The organism is uncultured Zoogloea sp. (assembly GCF_937894855.1).
Taxonomy (GTDB): domain Bacteria; phylum Pseudomonadota; class Gammaproteobacteria; order Burkholderiales; family Rhodocyclaceae; genus Zoogloea; species Zoogloea oryzae.
The window spans coordinates 1-12,661 of record NZ_CALAYQ010000138.1; the positions used below are offsets into that span (position 1 = coordinate 1).

Consider the following 12,661-nt stretch of genomic DNA (forward strand, 5'->3'; position numbering starts at 1 on the left):
ATTCGATCTCGGCCCACGGCATGCGGGTTGCCAATACCGCGAGCGGGTGACGCAGCTCGATCATCGCGTCCAGCCGGGCGCGGAAAAAATCCGGGGTCGTCATCGCAAACCTGCGCTCCAAATCTTCCAGAAAGTGAATGCGATTGCACTGGAAACTGGAGGATTCGGCAAGGTCTCAACCGCGCGCAGGCCGCGTGAGGAAAGGCTCCGAGGAGTTCTTCAGGACCGACTAATTACTGACGTAATTCGATCACCGGGTGTCGGGTTACGCCCTGCGGGCTAACCCGACCTACAACGCCTATTCGTCAAGCCCCCTCAAAACCTCCACGTCCCCTCCACGATATAAGCATCACTCACATGCGCTCCCGTGTGCATGTTCCAGCTTCTGGCCCATCTGAATTCAATCTCGGCGTTTTCCGACAGGTCGAAGCTCGGCCCCAGCCTTAGCTTGTGGAGGTCGTGGTCTTTGCCGGCGTCGATGGCGCGTTGATGGCGGTAGCCGAGCATGAGCTCGACGGGGCCGATGGCGTAGCGGAAGCTGGGTTCGGCGTACCAGTAGAAATACTTTTCGTCGCCCTGCACGGCGTGGCCGGCGAGGGCGCGGAGGACGAGGCGGGTGTCGGGGCCGAGGGTGAAGTTGTGGCGCAGGCGGATGGCGAGCTTGCGCTCGGTGCTGCGCTCGCCGCTGTCGTGTTCATGGGCGCCTTCGATGAGGGCTTCGACCATGTGAATCCACGGGTTGTCGAGCGTGATGCCCGGCACGAGGGTGAGGCTGCGGCTTTGCCAGGCGTTGCGGGCGCCGTTTTCCAGTTCGTATTCGATGCCGAGCTTGGCCTTGCCGGGTTCGGTCTCGTCGGCCGGGGCGATGCCCGGCCACAGCAGCAGGGACAGGCTGGTGGCCCTGGCCCAATTCTTCCACCCGTATTGCAGACGCGTCATGGGATTCCGTTCCGGGGCGCCGGGGCCCGCCTTGATTCAATTGCGGCGCCTGGGGCAGCCGCGGCCTGTGCGCGGCATTGTAAGGGGGAATGGCGGCATGCCGTCAGGGCAAGGCGGCGGTGGGGATGACGGGCAGGGAGCGCTGCCGGGCGCGGCCTGGGCGCTCAGTGCAGGGTGGGCGGCTTGCCGGCGTCGTTGTCGCTCCCCTCGGGCGGCTGGTCGTCGTCGAAGGGGTTGCGCGGGAGCGTGGCCAGCAGATCGGCAATCCGGGCTTCGCACACTGCGATGTGACTGTCGTGCACTGCCTTTTTGGCGGCTTCGGCGGCTTCCCGGGCGATCCGCTCTTCTTCGCGCGCGGCGAGCGCCTCTTCGAAGAGGGCGGTGATGACGTCCATGCCGGGGTCGAGGAAGGCGAGCTTTTCGGGGGGCAGGCTCTTGAGGTGGTAGTAGAAGTCGATGTCGTCCTGGATCTGCTTGGCAGTCAGCCGCTTTCTGGGTTTGGGCTTGGACATGGAGCCTCCTGGGAGGAATGAATGGCGAACGGACAAAGGCAAAAAAAAACGGCGGCGTAACGGCCGCCGTTGCCAAAAACCGCCCCGCGCCAAGGAGTAGGTACGCGGGGCAGCACGGACTCAGTGGTTGCCGGGCGCGACGCTGGCGTCGCCGTCGGCCTTTCTGGCGGGGCTGCTGTGGCGGGCGTAATCGGATTTCTTCTTGATGCCCAGCGACGCCAGCTCGTTGGAGCTGACCCCATAGATGACGCGCACCTCGTTCTTGGCGCCGAGGATGACGTTGCGCAGGGCGCGGCGGCCTTCCATCACGGCGTCGCGGGCGGCAGCGAGGGCGTTTTCGGCCAGCAGCACGTCTTCTTCGGCGGCGAGCAGCTCGTTGTAGGCGGCGGTGGCGGCCTCGACGCTGTGGGCGGGGTTGTGGGGGGTGTAACCGGGGATGGCCTTGAGGGCGAGATAGGAATCGATGTCGGCGTCGGCTTCCTGGGCGGTGACCCGGGTGTCAGGCTTGATGTTGGACATGCTGCCTCCTGTGGCGGATGGGGTGGTCTGGACGCATCTACAGTACAGCGATGTTAAATCAATATGCCATTTACAGTAAAGACCAATGTACTACCTGTACGCCATTTATATGACCCGCAGGATGGATTGCCGGGTGCGGATGGCCGAACACTGCCCCGGCGGCCGACGAAAGCCTGCCGGGGCATGAGCACCCACTGGGGGCCAGGGACGACGAGCTTGCAGCGGCAGAAACACCGTTTCGGCGCCAGAAACGGTGTTGCGGGGGCAAGAAACTCGATTTCGCGGCCTGAAACCAAGTTTCAGGCGCTAAAAGCACGATGATGGCGCCCGAAACCTTCTTTCAGCGCGTGAATCATGGTTTCTGGGCCGGGAAACATCGATTCAAGCGCTGAATCGATGTTTCAAGGTGCAAAGATCAACATTCTTCCGCTGTATTTGTGGTCTTCTCGCAGCACCGTCGGGGGCTTGCGTGCAGCCCCCGACGCCGTGCCAGGCGATCAGGGTGCGAGCTGGCGCACGAGCCGGAATCCACCGCTGGTGAAGCGCATGTCGGCATATTCACGACCGCGGTTTGCCAGGCGGACGACATCGGGGGTGCTGCCCCAGCCGCCACCGCGCATGACCCGCCGGTCTTCGGCGCAGCCCGTCTCCCAGGGCCGTGCGTCGCCGGGGGCGCCGAGGTAGTCGGTATGCCAGCAGTCCTGCACCCACTCCCAGGCATTGCCGAGCGTGTCGTAAAGGGAGAACTCGTTGGGGTGAAGCTGGCGGACGGGCCGGGTGCCCCGGGGCGGATTGTCTCCGGTGCAGGCAATGTGGGCGAGCGAGCAAGGCTCGTCCTCCTTGGCCCACGACGCGAAGCGCCCCGTGGCACCGCCACGGGCGGCGTATTCCCATTCGGCCTCGCTGGGCAGCCGATAGACATGCCCGGTGCGGCGACTCATCCAGCCGGCAAAGGCGTGGGCCGCGTGCCAATCGACGCAGACCGCCGGGTGATCGTCGGTCTGGCTGAAGCCCGGATCGAGCCAGCCCCCGCCGGGCACGGGATTCCACACCCCGTCATGCCACTCGAAGCAGCCCGCAGCCGGCTGATAGCCGCTCTCCTGGACGAACAGGGCAAACTGCCTGCGGGTGACCTCGGTTTCCATCATCGCAAATGGCTGGGCAATGGCGACCCCATGCGCGGGGCTTTCGTCGGACGAGCGGCCCGTCTCATTCTCCGGTGAACCCATCACGAAGCGGCCTGCCGGCACGGTGACCAGCCACGGGCAGGCGGCATCGCCACAATCCCGGAACCGGGCCCCGGCCTGCAGCATCGACGGGGTGGTATCGGTCTTCGCTGGCGGTGGCGGGGAATCGGCCGGGCGTGGCTCGGGTTGGCCTTGGCGCAGCAGCGTGATGCCAGCGACCAATCCCAGTGCCGCCACAATGCCGGCCAAAAGCCCGCGCCGCAGGGGTCGCGTCTGCGCAGGAAGCGGGCGGGGTGGCGCGCGGTGAGGCTCGGCAGCCCCCTTCACCGTTTCCGCGCCTGAGGGCTGCAGAACGCGCTGCAGGGAATCGAGCAGCAGATCGAGGCCGTCATGGGGGGCTGCGCCATCCCAGCCGCTCAGGTCGGCCGCTTCGATCCGGCCAAAGCCGTAGGGGATCTCCACCGCTTCGATGAGCACAGGGAAGAGATTGCCTTTCCTGCGGCCGAATTCGGCTTCTTCCAGTACGAACTCGCTCTGACGCGATGAGGCAGACCACAGGGCGACAATGGCGCGGGCCGACCCCAGTTCGTGTTCGATGGTCTTGTCCCAGCGCTCGCCCACATGCAGCTGGCGGTCGATGAAGACCGACCATCCTCGATCGAGCAAGCGATCGACCAGTTTTTCAGCAAAAGCCCTGTCCCGGTGGGCGTAGCAGACGAAGATGTCGCTCATGACGAACTGACCACGGAATAGGCGTCGAGTATGCCACGCACCCCGGCGCCACAGCGATCCGGGCCGCGTCCTCGGCGATGCCGAAAATCAGCGGCACGATCCACCCGTAGCGTGCGGGGTGGATGGTGGGGCTGCGCAGGTTGAACTTCCTGCGTGGCGGGCAGGGAAGGCAGCGGGACGTTCTTTTTGCGGCGCGCTGCATCCGGAAGCGGCCGGGCTGCGTATCCTTGATTGGGAACGCGGAAGCCGGGCAGGCCAGCCCGCCGCGATGGCCCGACGGGCCATGCAGGACGATGCCGCCGGCACCGGCAGGAAGGAGCACGAGGCATGATCGAGGACATTCAGCCGGCCTTTGCGGCTGACGCGGCAGCCCTGAACCCGGGCTTGCTGGAGGCCGCGGACGAGACGACCGGCAGCGGCAGCACGGATCTGTGGTCGGCGGCGCCGGACACCGCCGAGCTGGTGGCGCTGATCGCGCGCATCCAGCGGGAGGACGCCGACGCCCTGGGCGCACTCTACGACCGGACCAGCGGACGGGTTTATGGGCTTGCCCTGCGCATCGTGCGCACGCCCGCCGCCGCCGAGGAGATCGTGGAGGATGTGTTCTTCCAGATCTGGCAACAGGCGGCGCGCTACGACCCGGCCCGCGGCCGGCCGCTGGCGTGGATGCTCACCATCGCCCGCAGCCGGGCGCTGGACTACCTGCGCCGCGCCGATCCGGCCACGCTGCACCCGGAGCCGGAGATCCTCATGCGGCCCGACGACGCCGACGAAGCCGCCCTCAATCCGCAGAACCTGCTGTCGGCGTGCCGCAACCACGCCCTGCTCCACGCCGCGCTGGCGGCCCTCGATCCGCTGCCCCGGCAGCTGCTGGCCCTGGTGTTCTTCCGCGGCCTGACCCACGAGGAAGTCGCCGAGCAGGCCGGCCTGCCCCTCGGCACCGTCAAATCCCACGTCCGCCGCGCCCTGCTCAGCCTGCGCGGCACCCTGGCCGCCACCATGGACCGGAGCCTGACCTGATCATGGACACCAAACATCTGCTCGACCCCGACGACCCGACCACCGCCCGCGAGGTGGAGGACGGACTGCTCGAATCCCTCGGTCCGGTGCTCTTTCCGCCCAAGCGCGCCGAGGCTGTGAAGCTGCGCCTGCTCGACCGCATCCGCGCCAGCCGCGAGGCCGGCAAGGACTTCATCCGCATCCGCTTTGACGAGGGCGAATGGGAGAGCCTTGTGCCGGGCGTGCGCGTCAAGCGCATGCAGGGCGATCAGCGCGCGGCGCTGCTCGAACTGCAGCCCGGTGCGGCGATCCCCTTCCACCGCCACCATGAAGACGAGGAGTGCCTGGTGCTGCGCGGGCGGGTGGAAATGGGCGAGATCAGCGTCGGGCCGGGGGACTACCACCTGGCCCCGTCGGGCAGCCGTCACGGCATCGTCCGCTCGGCCGGGGGTGCGCTGATCTACCTGCGCGGCACGCCCATCGGCCATCCGCTGGCCCTCGCCCGGGACATGATCACCGCCCTGCTGCCCGGCGAGGACGTCGTGCCGATGACGATCCCCCGGGATGAAGGGCCGTGGGCGCATCACGCGCCGGGGGTGGATCTCAAGCTGCTGCGCGAGGAGGGCGGGCGCCGTTCGATGCTGCTGCGCCTCGAACCCGGCGCCCGGGCCGATCTGGCCTTCGGGGCGGCCGACGACTGCCTGCAGCTGGAAGGCGAGGTCAGCGTGGACGAGGTGCTGCTGCAGGCGGGCGATTTCGGCCGTCCCGCAGGCGCCGGCAGCCAGCGGCGCGTGACGAGCGCGACCGGTGGGCTGATGTTCATGAGCTGCGGCGGCTGAGAGGCGGCGGCGACGCAAATAATGTCGCCGCCGCCTGCATCCGGATGCCGATCGGGTGCGTAGAGAGGTTGAAGCACCCCTCAACCCCCCAGGAGATCCGATCATGAGCACCCTTCTCGTTCCGGCCCGCCGCAGCTTCCTGTCTTCGTCCGGCAAAGCCACCCTCTCCGTCGCCGCCATCGCCCTGCTCGCCGGGCGCGCCGACCTCGCCTCGGCCGCCACCGGAGATGCCGCCAAGGATGTGGACATCCTTAACGTCGCCCTCGGCCTGGAGCACGAGGCCATCAACGCCTACCAGCTGGGCGCCACCAGCGGCCTGCTGCAGAAGCCGGTGCTCGACGTGGCGGTGCTCTTCCAGTCCCACCACAAGAGCCATCGGGACGCGCTGATCGCCACCATCGAGAAGATGGGCGGCAAGCCGGTGACCGAGAAGTCGATCAACGATTACGCCAAGGCCCTCAACGCCGCATCGCTGACGAGCCAGGCCGACGTACTCAACCTGGCCGCCCGGCTGGAGATGGGCGCCACCAACGCCTACCTGGGCGTCATCCCGGCCTTCAAGGATCACAACCTGGCCCAGATCGCCGGCCGCCTGGCCGCCGACGAGACGATGCACTGGACGGCCCTCACCAGCGCGCTCGGCCGCCCGCTGCCCGCCAAGGCCCTCAGCTTCGGTGCGTGATGCGCGCCCACCACGCGGCCCTGACCTGCCTGGCCGTGCTGGCCACGCAGGCCGGGGCGGACGAAGCCCTCGACGGCAAGGCGCTGTACGAAGCCCGCTGCGGCGGCTGCCACGCCCTTGATGCAGACCGGACCGGCCCCCATCACGCCGGCGTGTTCGGCCGCAAGGCGGGCAGCGTGGCGGGCTTTGCGTATTCGCCCGCGCTGGCGGGCTCACGGATCGTCTGGAACGAAGTGACGCTGGAGCGCTGGCTGCAGGACCCGGAAGCCCTGATCCCCGGCCAGCGCATGAACGTCCGGGTGAGCGACCCGGCCGAACGCCGGGCGATCATCGGCTATCTGCGGGCGGCGCGCTGAGCCCACCCGGGTTTCACGCCACGCGATTGACCGGCTCGCCCCGGGCGAAGGCCTCGATGTTGTCGATGAGCTGATCGGCGAGGGTCTGCATGGCCTCGCGGCTGGACCACGCCACATGGGGCGTGAGGATGAAGTTGCCGGCTTCCAGCAGATCGGGCGCGAGGAGCGGGTTATCCACCGGTGGCTCGACGGTCAGCACGTCGAAGCCGGCGCCGCCAATCTGCCGGGCGCGCAGGGCGTCGGCCAGGGCCTGCTCATCCACCAGCCCGCCCCGGGCGGTGTTGATGAGGAGCGCGGTGGGTTTCATGGCTGCCAGCTCGGCCGCGCCGATGAGATGGCGGGTGGCGTCGGTGAGGGGGCAGTGCAGGCTGATCACGTCGGCCTCGCGGATCAGCTGCTCGAAGGGCAGGTAGCCGGGGCGACAAGTTTCGGCGCCCTTGTGCTCGCCAAACACCACCTTCATGCCAAAAGCCGCCGCGATGCGCGCCACGCCCTGCCCCAGCGTGCCGCCACCGAAGATGCCCAGCGTCTGCCCGGCCAGATCGCGGATCGGGTAGTCGAAATAGCAGAACTGTTCGCTCTGCTGCCAGCGCCCCGCCGCCACCGAACGATGAAACGGCGAGATCTGCCGTGCCAGCGCCAGTAGCAGCGCAAACACGTGCTCGGGCACCGTCTCGCGGGCGTAGCCACGCACGTTGGACACCACGATCCCCCTCGCCCGGCAGGCATCCAGATCCACGTTGTTGTAACCCGTGGCGGCGATGGCGACCATCTGCAGCCTGGGCAGCGAATCGATGATGTCGGCGGTGAGCAGGCGCTTGTTGACCACCGCGATGGTGGCGTCCCGCAGGCGCTCGGCCACCTGGGCCTGGGAAGTGGCTTCGTGCTCGGTCCAGGTGTGTTCGAAGGCGGGGCGACGCAGATCGGCGACGAGGGCGCCAGCTTCGATGGAGACGATGTGGTGCATGGTGGGGGCAGACTCGGATCGGCGAAACCCCGAGCTTACCCCGCGCCGGGCAGGCGGCAGAACCGGGGTTTTCCGCAAGGCCGGCCCGGGCAAAACACTGTAGGTTGGACTTCAGTCCGACATCACGGGTTGATCGGGCAGGGTTTGTCGGACTGAAGTCCGACCTACAGATCGAGAGGTGCGGCCGGGCGTAGGGACGGCCGATAAGGCGCGACATCGGCCGCGTCGCCCCACAAAAAGACAAGGCACATCCCTGTAGGTCGGACTTTAGTCCGACAGCGCGGGTTGAGCGGGTGAGGTTTGTCGGACTGAAGTCCGATCTACAGATCGAGGGGTGCGTCTTGCGCTCAGAACTCCACGCCGGCCTGGGCGGCGATGCCGGCCTTGAAGGCGTGTTTGGTGGCGCCCATGTCGGTGACGGTGTCGGCCACTTCGACCAGCGCATCGGGCGCGGCGCGGCCGGTGACGATGACGTGCTGGTGGGCGGGGCGGGCCTGGAGGTCGGCGATGACTTCGGCCACGTCGAGGTAGGCGTACTTGAGGACGATGTTGAGCTCGTCGAGGATCACGAGGCCGATAGCCGGGTCGCACAGGAAGGCGCGGGCCTGCTCCCAGCCTTCGCGGGCGCTGGCGATGTCGGCGGCGCGGTTCTGGGTGTCCCAGGTGAAGCCGTCGCCCATCACGTGCCAGCTCACGCCGGGCTGGCTGCGGAAGAAGGCTTCCTCGCCGGTGTCGGAGCGGCCCTTCACGAACTGCACCACGCCGGCCTGGAGGCCGTGGCCCAGCGCGCGGGCGAGCACGCCGAAGGCGGCGCTGGATTTGCCCTTGCCGTTGCCGGTGTTCACCAGCAGCACGCCGCGCTTGTCGGTGGCGGCGGCGATGGCGGCATCCACGACGGCCTTCTTGCGTTCCATGCGGGCCTTGTGGCGGGAGTCGAGGGTGGAGTCGGTGTCGGTCATGGGGTTCTCTCGATGGGGTTTTTTGGGTTTCTGTAGGTCGGACTTCAGTCCGACAAGCCCTGCCTGATCGACCCGCGATGTCGGACTAAAGTCCGACCTACAGGTCGACCTTGTTATACGGGCACGAACAGCGTGTCGTCGCCATCTGCCACGGCCCGCAGCGGGTGGCCGAAGGCGGCGGAGAGGCGGTCGACGGTGAGCACGGCGGCGGCAGGGCCGATCACGTGGCCGCCTTCGCCATCCAGCAGCAGCACGTGGCTGGCGTAGCGGGCGGCGAGGTTGATGTCGTGGAGCACCATCACCACGCCGGCGCCGCCTTTGGCGAGGCCGCGGAAATGATCGAGCACCGCCACCTGATGGTGCAGATCCAGGTGAGCCAGGGGTTCGTCGAGCAGATAGAGGCGCGGCTGCTGGACGAGCAGCGCGGCGATGGCGAGGCGCTGGCGCTCGCCGCCGGATAGCGTGGGCACCTGGCGTTCGGCAAAGCCGGCGAGGCCCATCGTCTCCAGCGCGGCCAGGGCGATGGCTTCGTCCTCCTCGCCTTCCCAATCCCAGCGGCCCAGATACGGGTGGCGGCCGACGAGGGCGGTTTCGAGCACGGTGGCGCTGAAGTAGTCCGGCTGGCTCTGGGCGAGCAGGCCGCGCAGGCAGGCTTCGTGGCCGCGGGGCCAGTCGCCGTAGGGTTTGCCGGAGAGCAGCACGCTGCCGCCAGCGGGCGGGCGCAGGCCGGAGAGGGTGTGCAGCAGGGTGCTCTTGCCGGCGCCGTTGCGGCCGAGGATGACCAGCGTGTCGGCGGGCTGGAGGGTGAAATCCAGATCGCGGCACACGCGGTGCCGGCCGACTTCGACGGCGAGGGCTTCGGTGCCGAGCACCGGGGGACGGGCGTCCATCTTCATCGCGGATGCCTCGTCAGCAAAAAGAGGAACACGGGTACGCCGAACAGCGCGGTGAGTACGCCCACCGGCAGCTGGATGGGCGCGACCACGGTGCGGGCCGCGGTGTCGGCAGCGGTGAGCAGCACCCCGCCGGCCAGGGTGGCGGCGGGCAGCAGCAGGCGCTGGTCGTTGCCGATGGCGAGGCGCACCAGATGCGGCACGATCAGCCCGACGAAACCCACCGAACCAACGGTGGTGACCGCCACGCCGGTGAGCAGCGCGCCCAGGCCATACACGAGCGCGCGCAGGCGGCCGACGCGCACGCCCAGCGCCCGGGCGGTGATCTCGCCCCGGGAGAGCAGGTTGAGCTCCCGCGCGAAGGGCAGCACCGCCACCAGCCCCAGGCCCAGCACGACAAGCGCCGGCCACGGCTGGGTGACGCTGCTGGCGTCGCCCATCAGCCAGAACAGCATGCCCTTGACCCGGCCTTCCGGCGCGAGGCTGAGCATCAGCGCCACGGCCGCGCCACAGCCGGCGGCGACGATGACGCCGGTGAGGAGGAGGCGGGTCTGCGTCCACGAGCCGTCGCCGTGGGCGAGGCCGAACACCAGCAGCGTCGCGCCCAGCGCGCCGATGAAGGCGCCGGCATCGATCCAGCCAGAGGCAGCCCCGGCCAGGATCGCCCCCAGCGCGCCCACCGCCGCGCCGCCGGAGATGCCCAGCACGTAGGGGTCGGCCAGCGGGTTGCGCAGCAGCACCTGCATCAGCGCGCCGGCCAGGGCCAGCAGGCCCCCGCAGGCAAAGGCGGCCACGGCGCGGGGCAGGCGCAGGGTGCGGATGATGTCGGATTCCATGCCGCCGCCGCTGCCGGTGAGGGCGGCGAGCAGATCGGCGTGGGAGACCGCCAACGCGCCGGCGGAGAGCGCCCACACAAAGGCGGCCAGCGCTGCGGCGACGAGGGCGGCGAGCACCAGCAGGGCGCGCTGCCGCCCGCGCCGGCCGGCGCCGGGGCGGGTAGCAGGCGCGGCGGCGCTGCGGGTGGCGAGGTGGAGCTCGTCGGCCATCGTCAGAAGGCCGCCTGCGGGCGGTGGGTGTGTGGGTTCATGGGTGTGTTCAGCGCCGGGCCGGGGTTGCCCGCGGCCCGGTTTGGTTACGAATTACCTCGGGGCGTAGCGTACGCCGAAGAAGACGTTGGCGCCGGGGGTGTTGTAGCCGAAGGCGGTCTCGTACTGCTTGTCGAGCAGGTTGTTGGCCCGGCCTTCGACGCTCCAGTCGGGCGTGACGGCGTACTTCACGAAGGCGTTGAGAAGGCCGTAGCCGCCCAGCCGGTCGCGTTCGGTGGCGGTGGCGAGGGCGCTGCTGCTGAAGCTGACCGCATCGTAACGGCCACCCACGCCCTGCAGCTCGACGCCAGCGGTGATGCGCTCGACTTTGCGACTGACGCGGAAGTGGCCGCTCTGTTTGGCCCGGCGCGGCAGGCTGGCATCGGAGTCGCGGTCCTTGGCGTCGAGGAAATCGATGCCGGCTTCCAGATCGAACCCCGCCAGCCGGGTGCCACCCGCCAGCGATACGCCCTGCACCAGCGCCTCGCGCACGTTGGACGGCATCGAGCGGCCGGTGCTGGGGTTGCGGAAGGTGACGATCATGTCGGAGATGCGGTTGCGGAACACCGTGAGGCTGGCAAAGCTGCCGCCCTGCGACCACAGCAGGCCGAGCTCCTTGTTGTAGGCGTTTTCGGGCTTGAGGTTGGCGTTGCCGAAGCCGGGGTAGTACAGCTCGTTGAAGGTGGGCGCGCGGAAGGCCGAGCCGATGCTGCCGGTGAAGCGCAGGCCGTTGGCGATCTGGTAGCCGTAGCCCGCGTAGCCGGTGGTCTTGCCGCCGTACTGGCTGTTCTCGTCGTGACGGGCGTTGAGCTGCACGGTGTGGGCGCCCAGGCCGGCGGTCCAGCCGAGGAGCGCCGAGTTGACGGTACGCCCGCCATCGAAGGCGCCTTCGCTGAGCACCTTTTGATGGAGGTTTTCGTAGGCGGCCATCAGGGTACCGACGGGCAGGCGGATGTCGTGCTGCCAGGCGAGCTGGTCCTGGGTGGTGCGGATGGTGGAGCCGGCGGGCTTGCTGAGCATGAAGCCTTCGTAGCTATCCACCGACTGGCCGAAGCGCAGGGTGCTCGTCCAGCTGGCGGCGAGGCGGTTGCGGCTGTGGAGGCTCCAGACGCGCTGGGCGGAGTTGTTGTAGTTGTTGAAGCTGGCTTCGCCGTCGTAGAAGTTGCGGCCTTCGGTGGCGAGGAAGGTGGCGCCCAGCTCGTGGCCGTCGGCGAGGCGGTAGCCCAGGTTGCCGGAGACGCTGGTGTTGCGATACGGATCGTGGTCGGGGTTGTAGCCGGTGGCCTTGCGCATCTTGGCGCTGGTGCCTTCGGTCTCGGTGTAGCCGCCGCGCAGGGCGTAGCTGAGGCGCTCGGTGCCGCCAGTGACGCCGGCGGAGACTTCCCGCGCGCCGTAGCTGCCGGCGCCGGCAAAGGCGTCGACGCGCGGTGCACCCTGGCCCTTGCGGGTGAAGATCTGGACGACGCCGCTCATGGCGTCGGCGCCGTAGAGGGCCGAGGCCGGGCCGCGGACGATCTCGATGCGTTCAATCTGCGACAGGGGGATGTCCTGCCAGCTGGCGGTGCCGGTGGTGGCGGAGCCGATGCGCATGCCGTCGATGAGCAGGATGGTGTGGTTGCCGTTGCCGCCGCGCATGAAGATGGAGGTGCTCTTGCCGGGGCCGCCGTTGGTGGCCATCTGGATGCCCGGCTGGCGGGCGAGGAGTTCGGGCAGGCCGAAACTGGCGCCGGCCTGTTCGATCCGGGCGCGGTCGATCACGGTGACGTCGGCGATGGCCTCGTCGGCACGCTGGGCCTGGCGCGACGCGGTAACGACCACGAGGGGCTGTTCGGCGTCGGCGGCAAGGCCGGTGAGGGGGAATGCGGTGGCCACGGCGAGGGCGGCAAGGGTGGGGCGGATGAAGGTCATGGAGGTCTCCCGAGCCGGGCGGCGTCCCCGCCAACCCGGTGGTTTGCTGGTGAAAGCACCCGGAGGAGAGGCTGGCCCGGGACG

Annotated in this window: 13 protein-coding genes; 4 read left to right on the top strand and 9 right to left on the bottom strand. The window is 68.7% G+C overall.

Features of this window, described 5'->3' with window-relative positions; genetic code table 11:
* Positions 1 to 315: 315 nt before the first annotated feature.
* The 4 genes from Q0672_RS15535 to Q0672_RS15550 form a co-directional block, all read right to left on the bottom strand.
* A complete protein-coding gene (locus Q0672_RS15535) occupies positions 316 to 939 on the bottom strand; it encodes a hypothetical protein (RefSeq protein ID WP_298623617.1) in 624 nt (207 codons plus the stop codon).
* 164 nt (positions 940 to 1,103) lie between these two features.
* Positions 1,104 to 1,451 carry a hypothetical protein gene (locus tag Q0672_RS15540; protein WP_298623619.1) on the bottom strand — a complete coding sequence of 116 codons (348 nt, stop codon included), beginning with the start codon at positions 1,449 to 1,451 and terminating at the stop codon, positions 1,104 to 1,106.
* Positions 1,452 to 1,571: 120 nt separating this feature from the next.
* Positions 1,572 to 1,970, bottom strand: a complete 399-nt coding sequence (locus tag Q0672_RS15545) for a hypothetical protein (RefSeq protein WP_298623621.1) — start codon at positions 1,968 to 1,970, stop codon at positions 1,572 to 1,574.
* Between the two features lie 497 nt (positions 1,971 to 2,467).
* Positions 2,468 to 3,889: an SUMF1/EgtB/PvdO family nonheme iron enzyme gene (locus Q0672_RS15550; protein ID WP_298623623.1), complete on the bottom strand. Its 1,422-nt coding sequence runs from the start codon at positions 3,887 to 3,889 to the stop codon at positions 2,468 to 2,470.
* Between the two features lie 327 nt (positions 3,890 to 4,216).
* Between Q0672_RS15550 and Q0672_RS15555 the strand changes: the two genes are divergently transcribed.
* From Q0672_RS15555 to Q0672_RS15570, 4 genes are all read left to right on the top strand, one after another.
* Positions 4,217 to 4,909, top strand: a complete 693-nt coding sequence (locus Q0672_RS15555; RefSeq protein WP_298623625.1) for a sigma-70 family RNA polymerase sigma factor — start codon at positions 4,217 to 4,219, stop codon at positions 4,907 to 4,909.
* A 2-nt stretch (positions 4,910 to 4,911) separates the two neighbouring features.
* Positions 4,912 to 5,727 (top strand): cupin domain-containing protein, encoded by an 816-nt coding sequence (locus Q0672_RS15560; protein WP_298623627.1) that lies wholly within the window; start codon positions 4,912 to 4,914, stop codon positions 5,725 to 5,727.
* Positions 5,728 to 5,830: 103 nt separating this feature from the next.
* Entirely contained in the window at positions 5,831 to 6,409 is a 579-nt protein-coding gene (locus Q0672_RS15565) for a ferritin-like domain-containing protein (RefSeq protein ID WP_298623629.1), read from the top strand.
* Positions 6,409 to 6,765 (top strand): c-type cytochrome, encoded by a 357-nt coding sequence (locus Q0672_RS15570; protein ID WP_298623631.1) that lies wholly within the window; start codon positions 6,409 to 6,411, stop codon positions 6,763 to 6,765. Before Q0672_RS15565 ends, Q0672_RS15570 begins: the two co-directional genes overlap by 1 nt.
* 13 nt (positions 6,766 to 6,778) lie before the next feature.
* Here the strand turns inward: Q0672_RS15570 and Q0672_RS15575 are convergent, their stop codons facing one another.
* The 5 genes from Q0672_RS15575 to Q0672_RS15595 all read right to left on the bottom strand — a co-directional run bounded on the left by Q0672_RS15575 (position 6,779) and on the right by Q0672_RS15595 (position 12,577).
* Positions 6,779 to 7,732 carry a D-2-hydroxyacid dehydrogenase gene (locus Q0672_RS15575; RefSeq protein ID WP_298623633.1) on the bottom strand — a complete coding sequence of 318 codons (954 nt, stop codon included), beginning with the start codon at positions 7,730 to 7,732 and terminating at the stop codon, positions 6,779 to 6,781.
* 347 nt (positions 7,733 to 8,079) lie between these two features.
* Positions 8,080 to 8,691 (bottom strand): cob(I)yrinic acid a,c-diamide adenosyltransferase, encoded by a 612-nt coding sequence (cobO, locus tag Q0672_RS15580; RefSeq protein ID WP_298623635.1) that lies wholly within the window; start codon positions 8,689 to 8,691, stop codon positions 8,080 to 8,082.
* Positions 8,692 to 8,804: 113 nt separating this feature from the next.
* Positions 8,805 to 9,581: an ABC transporter ATP-binding protein gene (locus Q0672_RS15585; protein ID WP_298623637.1), complete on the bottom strand. Its 777-nt coding sequence runs from the start codon at positions 9,579 to 9,581 to the stop codon at positions 8,805 to 8,807.
* Positions 9,582 to 9,583: 2 nt separating this feature from the next.
* Positions 9,584 to 10,630 carry an iron ABC transporter permease gene (locus Q0672_RS15590; protein WP_298623639.1) on the bottom strand — a complete coding sequence of 349 codons (1,047 nt, stop codon included), beginning with the start codon at positions 10,628 to 10,630 and terminating at the stop codon, positions 9,584 to 9,586.
* 93 nt (positions 10,631 to 10,723) lie between these two features.
* Positions 10,724 to 12,577 carry a TonB-dependent receptor gene (locus tag Q0672_RS15595; protein WP_298623641.1) on the bottom strand — a complete coding sequence of 618 codons (1,854 nt, stop codon included), beginning with the start codon at positions 12,575 to 12,577 and terminating at the stop codon, positions 10,724 to 10,726.
* Positions 12,578 to 12,661 lie beyond the last annotated feature (84 nt).

Bases quoted from the DNA above. Each gene is read 5' to 3' on its own strand.
- Q0672_RS15535 (WP_298623617.1), bottom strand. From the start codon at position 939: ATGACGCGTCTGCAATACGGGTGGAAGAATTGGGCCAGGGCCACCAGC.
- Q0672_RS15540 (WP_298623619.1), bottom strand. From the start codon at position 1,451: ATGTCCAAGCCCAAACCCAGAAAGCGGCTGACTGCCAAGCAGATCCAG.
- Q0672_RS15545 (WP_298623621.1), bottom strand. From the start codon at position 1,970: ATGTCCAACATCAAGCCTGACACCCGGGTCACCGCCCAGGAAGCCGAC.
- Q0672_RS15550 (WP_298623623.1), bottom strand. From the start codon at position 3,889: ATGAGCGACATCTTCGTCTGCTACGCCCACCGGGACAGGGCTTTTGCT.
- Q0672_RS15555 (WP_298623625.1), top strand. From the start codon at position 4,217: ATGATCGAGGACATTCAGCCGGCCTTTGCGGCTGACGCGGCAGCCCTG.
- Q0672_RS15560 (WP_298623627.1), top strand. From the start codon at position 4,912: ATGGACACCAAACATCTGCTCGACCCCGACGACCCGACCACCGCCCGC.
- Q0672_RS15565 (WP_298623629.1), top strand. From the start codon at position 5,831: ATGAGCACCCTTCTCGTTCCGGCCCGCCGCAGCTTCCTGTCTTCGTCC.
- Q0672_RS15570 (WP_298623631.1), top strand. From the start codon at position 6,409: ATGCGCGCCCACCACGCGGCCCTGACCTGCCTGGCCGTGCTGGCCACG.
- Q0672_RS15575 (WP_298623633.1), bottom strand. From the start codon at position 7,732: ATGCACCACATCGTCTCCATCGAAGCTGGCGCCCTCGTCGCCGATCTG.
- cobO (WP_298623635.1), bottom strand. From the start codon at position 8,691: ATGACCGACACCGACTCCACCCTCGACTCCCGCCACAAGGCCCGCATG.
- Q0672_RS15585 (WP_298623637.1), bottom strand. From the start codon at position 9,581: ATGGACGCCCGTCCCCCGGTGCTCGGCACCGAAGCCCTCGCCGTCGAA.
- Q0672_RS15590 (WP_298623639.1), bottom strand. From the start codon at position 10,630: ATGGCCGACGAGCTCCACCTCGCCACCCGCAGCGCCGCCGCGCCTGCT.
- Q0672_RS15595 (WP_298623641.1), bottom strand. From the start codon at position 12,577: ATGACCTTCATCCGCCCCACCCTTGCCGCCCTCGCCGTGGCCACCGCA.